This is a genomic window from Massilia sp. IC2-278, from assembly GCF_020708045.1.
In the GTDB taxonomy this organism is placed as follows: domain Bacteria; phylum Pseudomonadota; class Gammaproteobacteria; order Burkholderiales; family Burkholderiaceae_D; genus Telluria.
Genome location: NZ_JAJFES010000003.1, coordinates 318853 through 338956, shown reverse-complemented (window position 1 = coordinate 338956; position 20104 = coordinate 318853). Strand labels below are relative to the sequence as shown.

The window sequence follows — 20104 nt, the reverse complement described above, 5'->3', positions numbered from 1 at the left end:
CCGGATTCGCGCCAGGCCATGAAGGAAGAGCTGAGCGCCACCCTGAAAGATGACGCCGCCGGCCCCGTGCAACCGAGCGTGAGTGCGCGTGAGCACGTATTGGCAACGGTTGCCAAGCTGCCCGACCTGCCCGGCGTGTACCGCTACTTCGACGCCAACCAGAACGTGCTGTACGTCGGCAAGGCGCGCAACCTCAAGAAGCGCGTGTCGAGCTATTTCCAGAAAAACCTGTCGAGCCCGCGCATCGCGATGATGGTCTCGCAGATCGCCAATCTGGAAACGACGATCACGCACAGCGAAGCCGAAGCCCTGATCCTGGAAAACAACCTGATCAAGGCGCTCAAGCCGCGCTACAACATCCTGTTCCGCGACGACAAATCCTATCCGTACCTGAAGATCACGCACGGCGACTTCCCGCGCATGGCCTACTACCGCGGCACCCTCGATCGCAAGAACCAGTACTTCGGCCCTTTCCCGAGCGCCTGGGCGGTGAAGGAGTCGATGCAGATCCTGCAAAAGGTCTTCATGCTGCGCACCTGCGAGGACAGCGTGTTCACCAACCGTACGCGCCCCTGCCTGCTGCACCAGATCGGCCGTTGCAGCGGGCCCTGCGTGAACCTCATCGACAAGGATGAGTACAAGGTAGACGTCGAGAACGCCGCCAAGTTCCTGCGCGGGCGCCAGAACGAAGTCATGGATGACCTGCAGCAAAAGATGCAGGGCTTCGCCGAAAAGCTGATGTTCGAGCAGGCGGCCGGCGTGCGCAACCAGATCCAGTCGCTCTCGCGCGTGCTGCACCAGCAGAGCATGGAAACGACCGGCGACGCCGATGTCGACGTGATCGCCGTGGTGGTGCAGGGCGGGCGCGCCTGCGTCAACCTGGCGATGGTGCGCGGCGGCCGCCACCTGGGCGACCGCGCCTATTTCCCGACCCAGGTGAACGAGGCGATTGCCGAGCAGTCGATCGAGTGCGAAGTGCTGGCCGCTTTCCTGGTCCAGCACTACACCGGCAGCTTCATTCCGGGCACGCTGATCCTGAACATCGAGTTCGACCAGCCGGAACTGATGGTGGCGCTGACCGAGCAGTGCGGACACCGCATCAACCTGATCTTCCAGCCCCAAGGCCAGCGCCGCCAGTGGCTTGAGCTCGCTCAAAAGGGCGCCGAGATCTCCCTGGCCCGTCTGCTGTCTGAACAAGGGTCGCAGCAATCGCGTACGCGCGCGCTGGCCGAGACCTTGTCGCTGGACGCGGCCGATCTCGAATCCCTGCGCATCGAATGCTTCGACATCAGCCACACGGCAGGCGAGGCGACGCAGGCATCGTGCGTGGTGTTCCACCATCACGCGATGCAGAACGCGGAGTACCGGCGCTACAACATCAACGGTATTACGCCGGGCGACGATTACGCGGCCATGCGCCAGGTGCTGACGCGCCGCTACGAAAAGGTCGCGAGCGGCGACGGCGTCATGCCCGACGTGGTGCTGGTCGACGGCGGCAAGGGCCAGGTGGAAATGGCGCGCCAGGTATTCACCGAGCTCGGGCTGGATATCGGCCTGATCGTCGGCGTGGCGAAAGGGGAGGGGCGCCGCGTGGGGCTGGAAACCCTGATCTTCGCCGATGGCCGCGCGGCCCAGGAGCTGGGCAAGGAATCGGCGGCGCTGATGCTCGTCGCCCTGATCCGCGACGAGGCGCACCGTTTTGCGATTACCGGCATGCGCGCCAAGCGTGCCAAGGCGCGCCAGGCCTCGCGCCTCGAGGAGATTGAAGGTATTGGCGCCAAGCGCCGCCAGCGCCTGCTGGCCCGCTTCGGCGGCCTGCGCGGCGTGATCGACGCGAGCGTGGAAGACCTGTGCCAGGTCGAGGGTATCTCGACGGCGCTGGCGGAAGAGATCTACCGCCAACTGCACTGATTCGGCAGCGTGCCGCCAACGATGAACGACATCGTTGGCGGCAAACCCGTAGGGTGGGGTCATTGATGCCGGGGGCACCATGCCTGATGATTCGTGACCGTTCGCGAAGCTCGTAGGGTGGACTCCCGAGTCCACGCGGTACGGCGGCTGATCATTCGTGACTGTTCGCGTAGCGGCGAGACGCTCGGCAACCCATTCAAACATACGGGTCGCGTTCGGATTCTCGATCGATCACCTGTGGCACCGCGTGGACTCGGGAGTCCACCCTACAAAGGCAAGCCCCGTCCCGTACCGCTGAGCTCACCTAGTCCAATTTGCAATACCCATGTAGACTAGCGGCGCCCCCTTTTTAACGGTAAGCCAGTTCACGCCCTCATGCCTTTCAACATCCCGATTCTCCTGACCTGGTTACGTGTCGCCCTGATTCCCCTCGTTGTCGGCGTTTTCTACCTGCCCGATCACTGGCTCACGCGCCCCGAGCAAAACCTTGCCGCCACGCTCATTTTCATCATCGCCGCCGTCACCGACTGGTTCGACGGCTTCCTGGCGCGCCGCTGGAACGAAACCTCGGCCTTCGGCGCCTTCCTCGATCCGGTCGCCGACAAGCTGATGGTCGCCGGCGCGCTGCTGGTGCTGATCCAGCTCGACCGCGTGAACGCCATCATCGCCTTCATCATCATCGGCCGCGAGATCACCATCTCGGCGCTGCGCGAATGGATGGCCGAAATCGGCGCGCGCAAGTCGGTGGCGGTGAGCTCGATCGGCAAGGTGAAAACGGCCGCGCAGATGGCCGCGATCCCGATGCTGCTGTTCCACGAGCACCTGCTGGGCATCGACATGTACTACTGGGGCCAGGTCTTCCTGTGGATCGCCGGCCTGCTTACCGTGTGGTCGATGTTCTACTATCTGCGCCGTGCGTGGCCGCTGATTAAGGAAAAAAGCGGGAATGAGTAAGATTAATTCTCTGTCATCCTTGACGTACGGATCAGATCATCTATAATGCTTGCCTGTTGCGAACGACATTGCAGCAAACGAAAGACAAAGCGGGAGTAGCTCAGTTGGTAGAGCGCAACCTTGCCAAGGTTGAGGTCGAGAGTTCGAGACTCTTCTCCCGCTCCAAAGTTTGCAAGAAGTCGGATGTAATACGGTAGTAACAAGTTGTCTTGGAAGTTGAAACAATTTCTGCGATAATGCGTGTCTCCAGAATGCGGGAGTAGCTCAGTTGGTAGAGCGCAACCTTGCCAAGGTTGAGGTCGAGAGTTCGAGACTCTTCTCCCGCTCCATTCAGGAATACCGGTAGTAATTTGTAAAGCAGTTGGCAGTACACTCCGTGCGGGAGTAGCTCAGTTGGTAGAGCGCAACCTTGCCAAGGTTGAGGTCGAGAGTTCGAGACTCTTCTCCCGCTCCAGTAAGCGAGTGTCATTAGTAGGGCTCCTATGCGGGAGTAGCTCAGTTGGTAGAGCGCAACCTTGCCAAGGTTGAGGTCGAGAGTTCGAGACTCTTCTCCCGCTCCAGAATTCAGGAAGACAAGCTCTTCCCTTGTTGATGCGGCTCATAACCGTTCGCATCGCTCAAGCGCACTATATCCTCTGGCGAGGTAGCAAAGCGGTTATGCAGCGGCCTGCAAAGCCGTCTAGACGGGTTCGACTCCCGTCCTCGCCTCCACATTACATCCGAACGGGCCTCATTACTGAGGCCCGTTTTGTTTTGTATTTCAGTTTGACCACTCCCACATCGCTTAGACCATCGGCACCGGACCGCACAGGTCAACGCCGCCATGCTGCCGGGACAGAGGTAGCCGGCCCGGCCCTGGGTTTTGTTGCCCGGGACGCTGAGCTGATACCGAAACCGGTATTGGAAACCCAGAAAAAATCATTAGCTCGATCAGTGTTGGATCTCTAACATGATCTACAGCAATGCCAATTTAAAAAGAAAATTTCACATAATTAAAAATACAGGAGACGTATGAAATCGCAAGCATCAGCACGTCCATTAGCCTTGAAGCGGACCGTGACTGCGCTGATGGGCGCAGGTCTGCTCAGCAGCGCCTCGGTGTGGGCGCAGACGACCGCCGAGACGACCGCCGAGACGAAGGAGCCGGGTGACATGCAGACCGTGGTCGTCACCGGCGTCAAGGCATCGCTCATCAAGAGCCTGGCGCTCAAGCGCAACAACGACCAGGTCGTGGAATCGGTCGTTGCCGAAGACATCGGCAAGCTGCCCGATAACAATGTCGTCGAAGCGCTGCAGCGCGTGACGGGGATCCAGGTCACGAACCGCGCCGGCGGCGAGGTCGGCACCTTGTCGATCCGTGGCCTGCCCGACGTCCAGACCACCTGGAACGGCCGGAACATCTTCACCGCGTCCGGCACCCAGGTCGCGCTGCAGGACATCCCCTCGACCCTGGTGCGCCAGATCGACGTCTACAAGACGCGCGATGCCAGCCAGCTGGAAACCGGGATTGCCGGCCAGATCGACGTCAAGTCGCTGCGGCCTTTCGATTTCAAGGGGCCGAAAGTGTCGCTGTCGGCGCGTGAAACCTATCTCGATCCTGCCGAAAAATGGAATCCGCAGCTCAGCGCCATGTTTAGCAACCGCTGGGAAACCGGCATCGGCGAAGTCGGCGCACTGGTCAACCTGGCGGCTGCCCAGACGAAATACCGCAATGAAAGCGTGACGCCGGGCGCCATGGTCCCGTTCACCAGCGCGAACCCGGCCGAAGTTCCGGCAGGTTATATCCCCTTGCAGCGCATCACCGACAACAATATCTGGGCGCCCGGTACCCGTACCGGCCTGCCGACGGCAGCGGGTTCGACGCTGAATTTCAATGGCCAGGCATATCCGTATTACCTGGCGCGCGACGCCGTCTTCCAGAGCGACGTCCAGGGTGAACGCAAGCGTCCTGCCGCCACGGTCGCCTTGCAGTGGAAGCCGAACAGCGATGCGGTCTATACCTTCGAATCGATGTACAACGGTTATCGCGACAAGGCCTTCAATCAGCTGCTGTTCAGCTTTGTCGACTGGTGGGGCGACCTCGGAAGCAACCCTGCAGGGACGATCACGACCTTCCCGGGAACGAACGTCATCAAGAGCCGCACCGTCAATAACGTCTATGGCTTCAACAGCGGCGACTACACCACGTCGAAAACGGATTCCTTCGTGTATGCCCTGAACGGCAAGTGGAATATCGGCAGTCGCCTGAAGCTGGACGGCGATTTGTCTTACCAGACAAGCAAGTTCGACACGCAATTCACCGCCACCCGGATTGATCGCGTCGCACCTTCCATCGACGTCGACTTCAATGACGGCAACGGCGATACGGCGTTCCGTTTCAATAACAATGCCGACCTGGTCGACCCGACCAAGTGGAACGTGGCGGAGTTCTACGATAACGCCAACCGCAACAAGGGCAGCGCCGCGACGGCCAGCCTGTCGGGCGTCTTCGATGCCGCCTGGGGCGCGCTGGAAACGCTCCAGTTCGGTGCGCGCCACGACGTGCGCAAGGCGTCGGAGGCGAACCGGACGCAATCGGCCTTCCTGGGCCGTAACCTCGCCACGCTCGGTCCGGAGTATGCCCACATCAATTCGAACTTCGGCACCGACATCTCGGACGTTCCGCGCTCATGGCTGGAACCGAATGCCTATTATATTCGCGACAATATCGACGACTGGCGCAGGCTCTACAACTCGGTCAACAGCAACTTCCTGACCACGGATCAACTGCGCCTGCAGAAGACCTTCGAGGTCGAGGAAAAGACGAGCAATCTCTACCTGATGGGGAATTTCCAGAGCGAGCTGTTCGGCAATCGCCTGCGCGCGAATGTCGGCGTGCGCTACACCAAGGTCGATACGGACATGACCTTCTACCAGGTCGATGCCACCACCAGGGCGGTCACGCCGTCCGGCGCCAGCAAGTCGACCAGCAAGTTGCTGCCCAGCCTGACGCTGACCTACGATCCGACCAAGGACGTCGTAGTGCGCTTCAACTTCGGTAAGACCCTGCGCCGCCCGAACTTTGGCGACCTGAATCCTGTCCTGCAACTCGCCGACGACGTGTCGCGGGTGGGCTACGGCTCGGGCACCGGCGGCAATCCGGACCTGAAGCCGACGCTCTCCAAGAACTTCGACCTGACAGGGGAGTGGTATTTCCAGAAAGACAGCGCACTCTACGGCACGCTGTTCAAGCGCAAGATCGACGGCCTGGTCGTGCCCCTGCGCCGCAGGGTTCACGTCGACCCGGCGGACGACCCATTCCGCAACTCGACCTCGGGCGGCGACCATACGAACGGCTATGATTACGTCATCAACTCGCCGGTCAACGCTTCCGACGGCACGATCAAAGGCGTCGAGCTCGGCTTGATCTATTTCCCGAAATGGCTGCCGGGGCCACTGGAAGGGTTGGGCGTCCAGGCCAGTTATACCCGACTCAGCTCGTCGCAGAACGTGCCCGAGGCGAATAATGCCGGCGAGATCATCGCCCAGCTCGAAACGCCGTTCTTCGGGGTGTCCGACCGTTCGTATAACGCCACCCTGGCTTACGAAAAGGGTCCGGTCAGCGCGCGCCTGTCGTATGTCTGGCGCTCGGCCTTCCTGGCCGCCAACGAAGCCGCCCTGTTTGCAAATCCGATCGGTATCTGGCGTCAACCGGAAAAGAGCGTGGACATGCAAATCTCGTACAAGGTCAATGACAGGATGTCGGTCGATATCGGCGCCATCAACCTGACGAACGAGATGCAGCGGCAGTACTACCACTTCGGCGAGGCGGGTAACCAGCAGATCACCAACTTCGGCACGGTCCAGGTCGGTCGTTCGGTCTCGGCCGCCTTGCGCTGGAAGATGTAAGTCCTGGGTCGGTCGACCCGTTAGCCGGAAAGGGCGTTGCTCGGTCGATGACCGGCAACGCCCTTTTGTTATTGTCGCTGTCACCGTTTGCTGTGGATGGGTTTGATCAGGGAAGACTGCATGGCCGAGCCGCTATTCCCGCTGGCGCGGTTCGACACAGTAAAGGCCGGTCTGGTCAAAAAAATGGCCCCTCGACGGGGCCATTCCTGTTTCACGATCTCTTTACAGCAAAGCCTAAACCTGCCCGATCACGCTGCCGGAACGGATGCGAGCGGCCTGCGCCTGCGCACCAGCGCCATCCCCGCCAGCGCCGCGCCGAGCAGCGACAGCGAAGCGGGTTCCGGAACGGTGAATTCATCCATGGCCCATTGCGTCCCGCTGCTGTTATAGATCAGCAGGGTATCGATACCTGACCAGCCAAGGCCGATCCACAGCGGGGTGGCGGTGTCGATCACGTACGATGCGGGGCTGGCATACACCAGCACCCCGTCGCGCCAGCCCTCGAAGGCGAGTTCCTGCTCGAGCCAGGCCGAGGTGAAAAACGCGCCGACGAAGTCGAATCCGCCCGCCCTGGAGATCGCGGCGGTGCCGCCGCCGAGGTTGAACGCCGTGTTCGCAAACGAGACCGTGCCCGCGGCATAGCCGCTGCCGGGATAGGCATCGGCGCGGATCGCGCCCAGCCCGCTCCAGTCGAAACCCGCGTAACCATTGGCGATCGGCTCGGTTTCGATGCCCGGCAGGTCATCGAAGCCGATCACGCCGGCGGAGGCGCCCGCCGAGGCAAGCATCAAAAGGGAAAAAACCAGGTTCTTCATGTTCGTATCCTGTAGTCGTAAAGTTGATCAGCGCGCCAGGGCGAGCACGTCGGCGTCGCTCAGGGCCGTGCCATAGATGCGCAGCTCGTCCATGGAGCCCTTGTAAGGCGTATCCCACCAATTCACGCCGAGGGCGAATACGCCGTTCGTGGTGGTGAACACGTTCGGGAAGTTGGCGCCGCTAAAGCGCCTGACCCCATCCACGTAGACATTCACGGCGCCATTGCGGACCGTGACAGCCAGGTGCGACCAGCGGCCCACCGGGATGGTCATGCCCAGTCCCGCGTCATACCAGGCGGTGCCGGACCACAGCATCGAGGCGCCGCCCACGGCGTCGTGCCCCTTCGGCAGCAGGCTGATCCAGGACTCAGGCGTCCTGGCGCCGAAGAAGGTGGTCGTGAACGGCGTCAGCTGCGCGGGCTTGAGCCAGAGGGCAACCGTGTAGTTGTTGCTGGATATCAGCCCGTTCGGCAGGCGGATGCCGCTGGCGCCGTTGAAGACGGCGGCATTGCCCCTGACGCCCGCTTCGAAACCGATGCTGCCGCCCGCGCTGTCGATCCGGCTGCCGACCACCGTGCCCGGCCCGAACAGGCCGCTGCTGTCGAGCAGGCTGCCCTCGAAGGCGTAATGCGCCAGCAGGCCGCCGGCCTTGCGCACCGTGACCGTGAAGGTCTTGATAATGCTGGCCGTGCCCTTGCCGATGCGCGCGGTCAGGGTCACGGTGACGTCATTCGCGGCCGGGGTGACGATACCGGTGTGGCTGACGACCGCGGGGTTGGACGAGGTCCAGGTGATGACGGCGCCGCGCGCTCCCGAGGTCGGCAGGTTCAGGTTGGCGCTCACCGCCGCGGTGTTACCCAGGCTGAGCTCCGCATGGACCGCGTTCACCACCTGCGCATCGGTGCGCGGGACCAGGCGGCTGCCGAACACCGCCACGCCTTCGCGCGAGAGGGCGGAAAACGTCATGGCGTAGTTCTGCGACGTTTCATTCCACTGATTGATAAAAACGCCCTTGAACGGCGATGCGGCGCCCGCCACCGCCAGCTCGACCTGGTTGGCCCCGGCCAGGCGCCAGGTCCCGGTCACCGCCCCGGTGATCCTGCCGTCGGTGCCGAGCGTGATCGCTTGCGATTTCTTGAGCGCGGCCGAGATGTCCTTGCCGTGATTGACGTACAGGTAGTCGCCAACGACAAACTCGCGGCGCACGGCCGCCGCCTTTTCCTTCGCATAGCGGTAGGGCGCGACGACCGGCCAGCCGTCGGCATTCATGAACATCTGGTGCACGCGGACCTCGTGCTGCTCGCCGCGCTCGGGAAAGCGCGCATGGAAGAGCAGGAAGTACTGGCCGGTGGCGGCGTCGTAATAGGCCGAATTGTGGCCGGGTGACACGTAGCCGGTGCCGATGCCGGTGCCCGGTTCGCCCAGCTTGCGCTCGAACAGGAAGTTCCCCATCAGCTTGACGCCGTGCGGTGCGATCGACGCGTCGTCGAACAGCGGCCGGGCCGGATCCGAGCGGACCTCGGCCATGTCCTTGCCCTGGGCGTCCAGGTAAGGGCCGTCCGGGCGGAGCGAGCGCGCCACGCGCATGTTGTAGCCGCCGTTGGCGTCCAGGCCGCCGAAGGAGGTGAACAGGTAGTAGTAGGAGGTCTCCGGGCTGTACAGCACGTAGGCGCCTTCGATGCGGCTGTGGTTGCCGCCCATCAGGCGCTTGCCATAGCCCTGGCCCGCCAGCGGCATGCCATTGCTGGGGTTCATCTGCATGATGAAGATGCCGCCCGAATACGAGCCGTAGACCATCCACAGGCGTCCGGCGTTGTCGGAAAACACATGCGGATCGACCGTGTTCGGATGCCGCATCGCGTCGTAGACCGTGCCGTCGTGGCTGGCCTGGCCCCACATGCCGGAGCGCAGGATGATGCCCTTGTCGACGTACGGACCCTCGACGCGGTCGGCCACCGCGATCCCGAGCGCCGAGCGCGGAGAGTCGCCCTTGCAGGCGTTGTAGTACATGTAGAACCTGCCGTCGGCAAGCTGCTTCACGTCCGCAGCCCACAAGGTGTCCGACTGCGCCCAGCTGAAGGTCTCGGCCAGTTCGGTGAGCACGTTGGCCGAGCCATTCAGGAACAGGGGATTGGTGGCGCTGACGCCGCTGGCGATCTGCTGCCAGTTCATCAGGTCGGTGCTCCTGGCGGCGGCGAGGTGCGAGCCGAACACATACCAGCCGTCGTTCGTCCTGATCACCGATGGATCGTGGACCGAGGCGTTGCGGAAGGTGATCGGGGTGAATCCGGCCTGGGCGGCCGCATTCGGGGAGAGCAGGGACGAGGCCAGGAGCACTCCCAGCCCCCATAGCGCAAGGGTGTCTTTCATTGCATGTCTCCGTGATTATCGTGGTCGTGGCCGGACGCGGGACGGTCCGGCTGAGCCTGTGGCAGGCATGCACAGCGTGATGCGTTTCTTGTGTTTTTTCCAATCACATAAAACCATGGGCCGATATCCGTATCGGCATCGGCATTGGCAATTGCATCGGCGCCGATACGCAAAACGATATTGAATTACCCAAAAAATTGATTGGATTGATCTCGGTCGAGGGCCTATTATCGAATTCAATTGTATTAAAGCAAGCCGTGACACAACGGCAACCATGACAGCGTCACAGGAGACATATGAAACGCACCCCAACCGGCTGCGCTGCGGCCAGCCCTCGCCCATCCGGCGCCGACTCGTCCTGATGGGAGGCGCCATGCGCACACAACACACACAACACCTCTCCACCCTCGAAAAAGCGGGTTTCGGCGCCGGCGACATGGCGCTCAACGTGGTGATCTCGTCGATGATGCTGATCATCACCTTCTTCTACACCGACATCTACGGCATCCGCACCGCCGATCTGGCGGCCCTGTTCGTGGCCGTCAAGGTGATCGGCGCCGTCGCCGACCTGGCGATGGGGCAGGTGACCGATGCCGTCCTCACGCGCTGGGGGCGCTACCGGCCCTGGCTGCTGCTGCTCGCCGTGCCCTACGGCCTGAGCGTCTTCCTGGTCTTCACCACGCCCGACTGGACCTACGACGCCAAGCTGCTCTGGGCCTACTCGACCTACATCCTGATGACGCTGATGACGGCGGGCGTCGGCATCCCCTACATCTCGCTGATCAGCGGCCTGACGTCCAACCCGCAGGAGCGCCTGTCGGCCAACGGCTACCGCCTGTTCTTCGCCAAGATCGGCGCCTTCATGGTGACCATCATCGTTCCGCTGCTGGCCAGCTGGTGGGATGCCGGCAACCCGGCCACCGGCTACCAGGCCGCGATGGCGGTGATGGCCGCGATGGGCGTGCTGCTGTTCCTGCTGTGCTTTTTCACCACCACCGAGCGCGTCATCCACAAGGTCGAGAAGCAGCCGCTGATCGAGCAGGTGCGCGTGTTGATGCAAAACGACCAGTGGCTGATCCTGTGCGCCGTGTGCCTGACCGGCACCATCGGCTACGTGATCCGCGGCTCGGTCGCGATCTACTACGCCAAGTACTACCTCGGCGGCAGCACCGCCACCGTCTCGGCCTTCCTGTCGACCGGGGTGGCGGCGGCGATCCTGGCAATGGTGGTGTCCACCTGGACCACCAAGTTCTACTGCAAGGTCAAGCTGTTCCGCAACTCGCAGATCCTGGTTGCCGTCATCAGCCTGATGATCTACTTCCTGGTGCAGCCGGGCGACTTCGTGCTGGCCTTTGTCCTGTACTTCATCCTGTCCCTGGTGGTGGATTTGCACGCCCCGGTGTTCTGGTCGGCGATCGCCGAAACCATCGACTATGGCCAGGTCAAGACCGGCAAGCGGGTGTCGGGCTTCGCCTTTGGCGGCATCTCGGTCTGCCAGAAGGCCGGCATGGCGATCGCGGGCGGCATGGTCGGCATCCTGCTCGACTACTTCCACTACCAGCCGAACCAGGAGCAGTCGGCGCTGGCGCTGCAGGGCATTGCCCTGATGCTGTCGGTGATCCCCGGCTTCTTCCATTTCCTGATGGGCGTCCTGATGTTCAAGTACCGCATCAGCGACCAGTATTACGACAGCGTCAAGGCCGACATGGCTACCCGCGGCTACGCCGCCGGCTAACGGAGAACACGATGAAGCAAGCAGCAGCAGCAGCAGCAACGGCAGCAGCAACGGCAGCAATCCAGGAAACCGTCCTCGCGCCCCTGATCGAACAGCGCGCCGACCCTTATATCTACAGGCATAACGACGGCTACTATTACTTCACGGCCTCGGTCCCGCAGTACGACCGCATCGAACTGCGCCGCGCGACCAGCATCGCCGGACTGGCCGGCGCGCAGACAATCGACGTCTGGACCAAGCCCGACACCGGACCGTATTGCGAACTGGTGTGGGCGCCGGAAATCCACTTCAACGAGGGCGCCTGGTACATCTACTTCGCCGCAGCCCCGAGCCGCGAAATCAAGGACAAGCTGTTCCAGCACCGCATGTACGCGATCCGCAACCGCAACCCGAACCCGCTCGAAGGGGAGTGGGAATTCATGGGCCAGGTCGACACCGGCATCGACAGCTTCTGCCTGGACGCCACCACCTTCACCCACAAGGGCCGCCTGTACTACCTGTGGGCGCAGAAGGACGCCGCCATCGAGGGCAACTCGAACCTCTACATCGCGCCGATGAAGACGCCGTGGCAGATCGAGGGCAGGCCGGTCATGCTGAGCAAACCCGAATTCGATTGGGAGACGCGCGGCTTCTGGGTCAACGAAGGCCCGTCCGTCGTGCGCCACGGTGGCAAAATCTTCATCAGCTATTCCGCCAGCGCCACCGACGAGAACTACGCGATGGGGCTGCTGTGGGCCGACGAGGATGCCGACCTGCTCGATCCGTCCGCGTGGACCAAGTCGCGCGAGCCGGTGCTGCGCACCTGCTACGAGCACGGTATCTATGGTCCGGGCCACAACAGCTTTACCTATGCCGAAGACGGCGAGACCGTCATGCTGGTGTACCACGCGCGCACCTATACCGAGATCGTCGGCGATCCGCTCTGGAACCCCGACCGCCACACCTTCGTGAAGCCCCTGCGCTGGGACGAGCAGGGCATGCCGGTGTTCGGCCGGCCATCCACCCTGTGAGGACACCGGTGCCCAACCCCATCACGCACGCACCGTTCGGCCGGCTGGCGGACGGCGCCGCCGTCACCTGCTTCACCCTGGGCAATGCCAAGGGCCTGACGGCGAAGATCCTCGATTTCGGCGGCATCGTCACCGAGCTGCACGCGCCCGACCGCGACGGCCGCCCGGGCGACGTGGTGCTGGGGTTCGACACCCTGGATGCCTACGCGGGCGACAGCCCTTATTTCGGCGCCTTGATCGGCCGCTACGGCAACCGCATCGCCGGCAGCCGATTCACGCTGGACGGCCAGGACTACGTGCTGCCCGCGAACGACGGCGGACACCACCTGCATGGCGGGCCTGGCGGCTTCCACAAGGTGCTGTGGCAGGCCAGGGTGGAAGGCGAGAGCCTGGTGCTGGCCTACCGCAGCGCCGACGGCGAACAGGGCTACCCCGGCAACCTCGATGTCGAGGCAAGCTATTCGCTCAACGACGACAACGAGCTGGTGCTGCGCCTGCGCGCCGTCACCGACAAGCCGACCCCGGTCAACCTCACCCAGCACAGCTACTTCAACCTGTGCGGCGAGGGGCATATCCTGGATCACCTGCTGACCATCGACGCCGACGCCTTCGTGCCGGTCGATGCCGGAGCCATCCCGCTGGGGATGCTGTCTCCGGTGACCGGCACGCCCTTCGACTTCCGCACGCCGCGCCCCATCGGCGAGCGCGTCGGCCAGCCGGACAAGCAGCTGCGCCACGGCCGCGGCTACGACCACAATTTCGTGCTCAACAAGCCCGACGGCATGGCGCGGGGGCAGGCCATGCGGCGCGCCGCCCACGTGCTCGACCCCGGCTCGGGGCGGGTGCTGGAGCTGTTCACCACCGAGCCCGGCCTGCAGTTCTATAGCGGCAACTTCCTCGACGGTTCGCTCGCCGGCAAGGGCCGCAGTCATGGCCACCGCAGCGGCTTCTGCCTCGAGCCGCAGCATTTTCCGGATTCGCCGAACCGGCCGCGCTTTCCCAATGTGATCCTGCGCCCGGGCCAGGTGTACGAGTCCGAATCGCGCTGGCGCTTCTCGGTGCAGGGCGCGAACGAATGATGCAAGCCTTCCTCGACAACCGGCACGAACTGGGCGAATGCGTGCTGTGGTGCGAGCGCACCGGGCGCCTGCTGTGGACCGACATCCCCGCCTGCCGATTGTGGGCCTACTCGCCGGCGACCGGCCGCAGCATGCACTGGCCGATGCCGGAGCGGCTCTGCTGCTTTGCCCTGACGGCAAGCGACGACTGCCTGCTGCTGGGCCTGGCCTCGGGCCTGGCCTTCTTCCGTTTTTCCAGCGGGGCGGTGGAACGCATCGCCGACGTCGAGCCGGAGATTCCCTTCACGCGGCTGAACGACGGGCGCTGCGACCGCCAGGGCCGCTTCGTGTTCGGCATGTTCAACCAGGAAGACGGGCCGAAGCGGCCGCTGGGCGGCTTCTACCGCCTGGGCACCGACCTGAGGCTCGAGCGCCTGCCCATCGGGAACGCGGCGATCGCCAACAGCATCTGCTTCAGCCCGGACGGGCGGCGCATGTACTACGCCGACTCGGCCACGCGCGCGATCCATTGCCGCGACTACGGTGCCGATGGCAGCATCGGCGCCGCGCGGGTCTTCGTTGGCGCCGAGGCGGCCCCGGGCGAACCGGACGGCTCCTGCATCGATGCCGACGGCTACCTGTGGAGCACGCGCTGGGGCGCGGGACAGATCATGCGCTTCGCGCCTGACGGCAGCCTTGAGCGCGTACTGGCGCTCGATGCGCCGCAGCCGAGCTGCCCCGCCTTCGGCGGCGCCGGGCTCGACACCCTGTATGCGACCAGCGCCTTCCTCGACATGGACAGCGGCGCGCGCGCACGCGCGCCCTTGTCGGGGGCACTGTTCCGGCAAGCGCTGGATGTGCGCGGGCTGCCGGAATCGCGGTTCCTGGGTGCAGTCTGACCAGCGTTCCGATAACCATTCCGATATCAATATTGCGAAATAATTGATTGGAAAGTTATCTGGCGGGATTCTAGACTTCCCTCATTGCTGAACAACAAGCGCTGCACGACATACCGAGAGGAGGCCCACAGCCTTCCGCAGCGGCCAACGAGACGAGGAGAATGCATGTCCGAGACGAAGAAAAAGACCACGCTGCGCTCGGCGGCGTGGTTCGGGACCCAGGACAAGAACGGCTTCATGTACCGGAGCTGGATGAAGAACCAGGGCATCCCCGACCATGAATTCCAGGGCAAGCCGATCATCGGCATCTGCAACACCTGGTCCGAACTGACCCCTTGCAACGCCCACTTCCGCAAGCTGGCCGAACACGTCAAGCGCGGCATCCTGGAGGCGGGCGGCTTCCCGGTCGAGTTCCCGGTGTTCTCGAACGGCGAATCGAACCTGCGCCCGACCGCCATGCTGACCCGTAACCTGGCGAGCATGGATGTCGAAGAATCCATCCGCGGCAATCCGATGGACGCCGTGGTGCTGCTGGTCGGCTGCGACAAGACCACGCCGGCGCTGCTGATGGGCGCGGCCAGCGTCGACCTGCCGACCATCGTCGTCACCGGCGGCCCCATGCTCAACGGTAAGCTGAACGGCAAGGACATCGGCTCCGGCACTGCCGTCTGGCAGCTGCACGAAGAGGCCAAGGCCGGGAAGATCACGATGCACGACTTCCTGTCCGCCGAGGCCGGCCACTCGCGCTCGGCCGGCACCTGCAACACCATGGGCACCGCCTCCACGATGGCCTGCATGGCCGAGTCGCTGGGCACCTCGCTGCCGCACAATGCCGCGATTCCGGCGGTCGATGCGCGGCGCTACGTGCTAGCCCATATGTCGGGCATCCGCATCGTCGAGATGGTGCACGAAGACCTGCGCCTCTCGAAGATCCTCAAGCGCGAGAACTTCGAGAACGCGATCCGCGTGAACGCCGCCATCGGCGGTTCGACGAATGCCGTGATCCACCTGAAGGCAATCGCCGGCCGCGTCGGCATACCGCTCGAACTCGAAGACTGGACGGCGATCGGCAAGGGCACCCCGACCATCGTCGACCTGCTGCCGTCGGGCCGCTACCTGATGGAAGAGTTCTACTATGCCGGCGGCCTGCCGGGCGTGATCCGCCGCCTGGGCGAGGGCGGCCTGCTGCGCCACAAGGATGCGCTCACCGTCAACGGCAAGACCCTGTGGGACAACTGCCAGGACGCGCCGATCTACAACGACGAGGTGATCCGCCAGCTCGATACCCCGCTGATCGAGGACGGCGGCATCCGCATCCTGCGCGGCAACCTGGCGCCGCGCGGCGCCGTGCTCAAGCCCTCGGCCGCCTCGCCGCACCTGATGCAGCACCGCGGCCGCGCCGTCGTGTTCGAGGACTTCGATCACTACAAGCAGCGCATCAACGACCCCGAGCTGGACGTGGACGCCAACTCCATCCTGGTGATGAAGAACTGCGGCCCGAAAGGCTACCCGGGCATGGCGGAAGTGGGCAACATGGGCCTGCCGCCCAAGCTGCTGGCCCAGGGCATCACCGACATGGTGCGCATCTCGGATGCGCGCATGAGCGGCACCGCCTACGGCACCGTGGTGCTGCACGTGGCGCCGGAAGCGATGGCCGGCGGCCCGCTCGGCATCGTGCGCGACGGCGACTGGATCCAGCTCGACTGCGCCGGCGGCGGCCTGAACATCGAACTGTCGGACGACGAGATCCGCCAGCGCCTGGCCGATCGCGCCGAGAGCAGCAAGCCGGTCCAGCATAGCGGCTACCAGCGGCTCTACCTCGACCACGTGCTGCAGGCCGACGAAGGCTGCGACTTCGACTTCCTGGTCGGCTGCCGCGGTTCGGCGGTGCCCAAGCACTCGCACTGACGCCGCGCTTCTGCCACCTTGCGGCCGCCCTGCGGCCGCCTCATCGCATTCATAACGACATCGGAGACCGGGCCATGCTGCTCGTACAATTCATCACCGAATCCCGGGAGCGCCGCATCGGCATCCTGCACGACAACACCATCCGCGTCGTGGGCGGCTACGCCACGACCCGCGAACTCGCGCGCGCCGCCATCGCCGCCGGCACCGGCCTGGCGCAACTGGCCGACAGCGCCGCCACCAGCGAGCATGTCGACTACGAGGACGTGGCGCGCGCCGGCCGCATCCTGCCCCCGCTCGATCACACGGACCCTGCCCACTGCTACGTCACCGGCACCGGCCTGACCCACCTGGGCAGCGCCGATACCCGCGACACCATGCACAAGAAGATCGGCGGCGACGTCGACACGCTGAGCGACTCGATGAAGATGTTCCGCATGGGCGTCGAAGGCGGCAAGCCGTCCGCGGGCACGGCCGGCGTGCAGCCGGAATGGTTCTACAAGGGCGACGGCTCGATCGTGCGCGCCACCGGCCAGGACATCGAGATGCCCGACTTCGCGCTCGACGGCGGCGAAGAGCCGGAGATCGCGGGCCTGTATCTGATCGGCGACGACGGCCGGCCTTACCGCCTCGGCTACGCCATCGGCAACGAGTTCTCCGACCACGTCACCGAGCGCCAGAACTACCTCTACCTGGCCCACTCGAAACTGCGCAACTGCGGCCTGGGCCCGGCGCTGCTGGTGGGCGAGCTCCCCGGCCACGTGGCGGGCACCTCGCGCATCGTCGGCAAGGAAGGCCAGGTGCGCTGGGAAAAGGCCTTCGTCAGCGGCGAGCAGAACATGTCGCACACCATCGGGAACCTCGAGCACCACCATTTCAAGTACGGCCTGTTCAATCGTCCGGGCGACGTGCACATCCATTTCTTCGGCACCGCCACCCTGAGCTTCGCCGACAGCATCGAGGTCGCGCCCGGCGAGACCTTCGAAGTGGAATCGCCGCAATTCGGCCCGGCCCTGCGCAACTGCCTGGCCGTGCACACGACCGTTTTTGCCAAAGTGGAGGCGCTATGACCATCAGCGGCGAAGCCATCATCGGCGGCGCGCACGAGCGCGGCACCGCGGGATCGTTCAAGGCCTGGGACCCGACCCGGCGCGACTACCTGGAACCCGCCTTCCACATGGTCGACGCGGACCAGATCGACCGCGCCTGCCGGCTGGCGGGCGAGGCCTTCGACGTCTTCCGCGCCACCTCGGACGAAGAGCGCGCACGCTTCCTGGACACCGTGGCCGAACAGATCATGCTGCTGGGAGAAGAGCTGATCGAACGCGCGATGCTGGAGACCGGCCTGCCGCGCCTGCGCCTGGAAGGCGAGCGCGGACGCACCTGCGGCCAGCTGCGCATGTTCGCCGAGCTCCTGCGCGAAGGCTCCTGGCGCGACGCGCGCCTGGACACGCCGCTGCCCGAGCGCACGCCGCCGCGTCCCGACCTGCGTTACCACCTGATCGGCGTCGGCCCGGTGGCGGTGTTCGCCGCGTCGAACTTCCCGCTGGCCTTTTCGGTTGCCGGCGGCGATACCGCATCGAGCTTCGCGGCCGGCTGCCCGGTGGTGCTGAAAGCGCATTCCGCGCACCCGGGCACTTCGGAACTGGTGGCGCGCGCCGTCAGCGCGGCCGTGCGGCAGTGCGAATTGCCGGCCGGCGTGTTCTCGCTCCTGACCGGCACCGGCAGCCGCATCGGCCAGGCGCTGGTCGGCCATCCGGCGATCCAGGCGGTGGGCTTTACCGGCTCGCGCGGCGGCGGCACGGCGCTGATGGCGGTGGCCGCGGCGCGCAGGCAGCCGATTCCCGTGTATGCCGAGATGAGCAGCATCAACCCGCTCGTCCTGATGCCGCACGCGCTGGCGCACCGTGCCGAGGAAATCGGCAAGGGCTTTGCCGCCTCGCTGGTGCTGGGCGTGGGCCAGTTCTGCACCAACCCCGGCCTGGTGCTGGCGATCGACGGTCCCGGCCTGGACACCTTCTGCGCGGCCGCCTCGGCCGCCCTGGGCGCGACCGAAGCGGCGGTGATGCTGAACGAGAATATCGCGCAGAGTTACCGCAAGGGCGTCGACGCCCTGGCCGCCAACGAGGCCGTGGCCACGCTGGCGCGCCTCGAACACGGCGAGGGCAGGGGCGCGGCCGCCCTGTTCCGCGTGAGCGCCGAGGCGTTCCGCGAACGCCAGGAGCTGCACGAGGAAGTGTTCGGCCCGGCCTCGCTGGTGGTGGTGTGCCGCGACGCCGCCGAGCTGCGCGCGGTCGCCGACATGCTCGAAGGCCAGCTCACCGCCACCCTGCAGCTGGACCCGGAAGACCATGCCGACGCCGCCGCCTTGCTGCCGCTGCTGGAACGCAAGGTCGGCCGCATCCTGGCCAACGGCTTTCCGACCGGCGTCGAGGTCTCGACCGCGATGGTCCACGGCGGCCCCTTCCCGGCTACGGCCGACGGGCGCAGCACCTCGGTGGGCACCGGTGCGATCGCACGCTTCCTGCGCCCGGTGTGCTACCAGAACCTGCCCCAGGGCCTGCTGCCGGAAGCGCTGCGCGACGGGAACCCGCGCGGGATCTGGCGCCGCAGGGACGGCGCATTGACCAAAGAGTAGGCGGACATCAGAATAAGAAACGATGGAGACAAAGATGAACAAGTTGGCAGGGCAGCAAATGGCCCGTTATCCCAGCCTGCAGGGCAGGCGGGTATTCGTGACGGGCGGCGGCACCGGCATCGGCGAAGCGATCGTGCGCGCCTTCGTGGAGCAGGGCGCGGTGGTGGCTTTCGTCGACATCGCGCAGGAAGCGAGCGAGAAGCTGTGCGCGGCACTGGCGGACGTTGACGCGCCTGGCCGGACCGCACCCGTGTTCCGCTACTGCGACATCACCGATATCCCCGCGCTGCAGCGCACGATGGCCGAACTGGCCGAACAGCTGGGCGACTTCGAGGTGCTGGTGAATAATGCGGCCAACGACCAGCGCCACGACATCGACAAGGTCTCGCTCGACTACTGGAACGAGCGCATCGCCATCAACCAGCGCCCCATGTTCTTCACCGCGCAGGCGGTCCTGCCGGGCATGAAGAAGATGGGCGGCGGCTCGATCATCAATTTCTCTTCGATGTCCTGGCACGCCAAGGGTGCCGGCTATCCGGTCTACGCCACCACCAAGGCGGCCGTGATCGGCCTCACGCGCAGCCTGGCGCGCGACCTCGGCCCCTTCGGCGTGCGCGTCAACACCGTCACCCCGGGCTGGGTCATGACCCAGCGCCAGATCGACCTCTGGGTCGACGAGGCTGCCGAGATCGAAATCAAGAAGGCCCAGTGCCTGCCCGGCAAGCTGATGCCCGACGATATCGCCGCCATGGTGCTCTTCCTCGGCGCCGACGACAGCAGGATGTGCACGGCGCAGGACTTCGTCGTCGACGCCGGCTGGACGTAAGCGCCGGCGGCCCGGCGCGGCCCGCGACGACCCCGCCACGGCCCCACCACGATCCCAGGTTCCCTCGTTCCGGCCCGCGCCGGTACGACAGGCAC

At 64.7% G+C, this 20104-nt stretch carries 13 protein-coding genes and 5 tRNA genes; 16 read left to right on the top strand and 2 right to left on the bottom strand.

The genetic code is table 11. From position 1 onward, the window contains the following. Positions 1–18: 18 nt before the first annotated feature. The 8 genes from uvrC to LK540_RS09165 all read left to right on the top strand — a co-directional run bounded on the left by uvrC (position 19) and on the right by LK540_RS09165 (position 6753). Positions 19–1911, top strand: a complete 1893-nt coding sequence (gene uvrC, locus LK540_RS09200) for an excinuclease ABC subunit UvrC (protein ID WP_267498743.1) — start codon at positions 19–21, stop codon at positions 1909–1911. A gap of 375 nt (positions 1912–2286) precedes the next feature. Further along, complete coding sequence (pgsA, locus tag LK540_RS09195; protein ID WP_229436921.1) at positions 2287–2865, top strand: CDP-diacylglycerol--glycerol-3-phosphate 3-phosphatidyltransferase; 579 nt, start codon at positions 2287–2289, stop codon at positions 2863–2865. Positions 2866–2954: 89 nt separating this feature from the next. Then, a tRNA-Gly gene (locus tag LK540_RS09190) sits at positions 2955–3030 on the top strand. Between the two features lie 88 nt (positions 3031–3118). After that, a tRNA-Gly gene (locus tag LK540_RS09185) sits at positions 3119–3194 on the top strand. 49 nt (positions 3195–3243) lie between these two features. Beyond that, positions 3244–3319 (top strand) — tRNA-Gly (locus tag LK540_RS09180). A 30-nt stretch (positions 3320–3349) separates the two neighbouring features. Continuing rightward, positions 3350–3425 (top strand) — tRNA-Gly (locus LK540_RS09175). Positions 3426–3502: 77 nt separating this feature from the next. Then, a tRNA-Cys gene (locus tag LK540_RS09170) sits at positions 3503–3576 on the top strand. A gap of 345 nt (positions 3577–3921) precedes the next feature. Continuing rightward, the gene (locus tag LK540_RS09165; protein WP_229436919.1) at positions 3922–6753 is read left to right on the top strand and encodes a TonB-dependent receptor; all 2832 of its coding nucleotides are present in this window, start codon (positions 3922–3924) and stop codon (positions 6751–6753) included. 248 nt (positions 6754–7001) lie between these two features. Here the strand turns inward: LK540_RS09165 and LK540_RS09160 are convergent, their stop codons facing one another. Both LK540_RS09160 and LK540_RS25330 read right to left on the bottom strand, forming a co-directional pair. Then, positions 7002–7568, bottom strand: coding sequence for a PEP-CTERM sorting domain-containing protein (locus LK540_RS09160; RefSeq protein ID WP_229436917.1), 567 nt, complete (start codon positions 7566–7568; stop codon positions 7002–7004). 27 nt (positions 7569–7595) lie between these two features. Beyond that, a complete protein-coding gene (locus tag LK540_RS25330) occupies positions 7596–9938 on the bottom strand; it encodes a family 43 glycosylhydrolase (protein ID WP_307729164.1) in 2343 nt (780 codons plus the stop codon). Between the two features lie 373 nt (positions 9939–10311). On the opposite strand from LK540_RS25330, the gene LK540_RS09145 reads away from it, so the two are divergent. The 8 genes from LK540_RS09145 (at position 10312) to LK540_RS09110 (ending at position 20009) form a co-directional block, all read left to right on the top strand. Beyond that, positions 10312–11673 carry an MFS transporter gene (locus tag LK540_RS09145; protein ID WP_229436915.1) on the top strand — a complete coding sequence of 454 codons (1362 nt, stop codon included), beginning with the start codon at positions 10312–10314 and terminating at the stop codon, positions 11671–11673. Between the two features lie 11 nt (positions 11674–11684). Then, complete coding sequence (locus LK540_RS09140) at positions 11685–12683, top strand: glycoside hydrolase family 43 protein (protein WP_267498731.1); 999 nt, start codon at positions 11685–11687, stop codon at positions 12681–12683. 8 nt (positions 12684–12691) lie between these two features. Beyond that, positions 12692–13762: an aldose epimerase family protein gene (locus LK540_RS09135; protein WP_229436913.1), complete on the top strand. Its 1071-nt coding sequence runs from the start codon at positions 12692–12694 to the stop codon at positions 13760–13762. Then, positions 13759–14640: an SMP-30/gluconolactonase/LRE family protein gene (locus LK540_RS09130; RefSeq protein ID WP_229436912.1), complete on the top strand. Its 882-nt coding sequence runs from the start codon at positions 13759–13761 to the stop codon at positions 14638–14640. The genes LK540_RS09135 and LK540_RS09130 overlap by 4 nt, the downstream gene beginning before the upstream one ends. Before the next feature lie 165 nt (positions 14641–14805). Further along, positions 14806–16548 carry an IlvD/Edd family dehydratase gene (locus tag LK540_RS09125; RefSeq protein ID WP_229436910.1) on the top strand — a complete coding sequence of 581 codons (1743 nt, stop codon included), beginning with the start codon at positions 14806–14808 and terminating at the stop codon, positions 16546–16548. Between the two features lie 74 nt (positions 16549–16622). Then, positions 16623–17615, top strand: a complete 993-nt coding sequence (gene araD1 / locus LK540_RS09120; protein WP_229436908.1) for an AraD1 family protein — start codon at positions 16623–16625, stop codon at positions 17613–17615. Further along, positions 17612–19183, top strand: a complete 1572-nt coding sequence (locus LK540_RS09115; RefSeq protein WP_229436906.1) for an aldehyde dehydrogenase (NADP(+)) — start codon at positions 17612–17614, stop codon at positions 19181–19183. Before araD1 ends, LK540_RS09115 begins: the two co-directional genes overlap by 4 nt. A 34-nt stretch (positions 19184–19217) precedes the next feature. Then, positions 19218–20009, top strand: coding sequence for an SDR family NAD(P)-dependent oxidoreductase (locus tag LK540_RS09110; protein WP_229436904.1), 792 nt, complete (start codon positions 19218–19220; stop codon positions 20007–20009). The last annotated feature ends 95 nt before the right edge of the window (positions 20010–20104 follow it).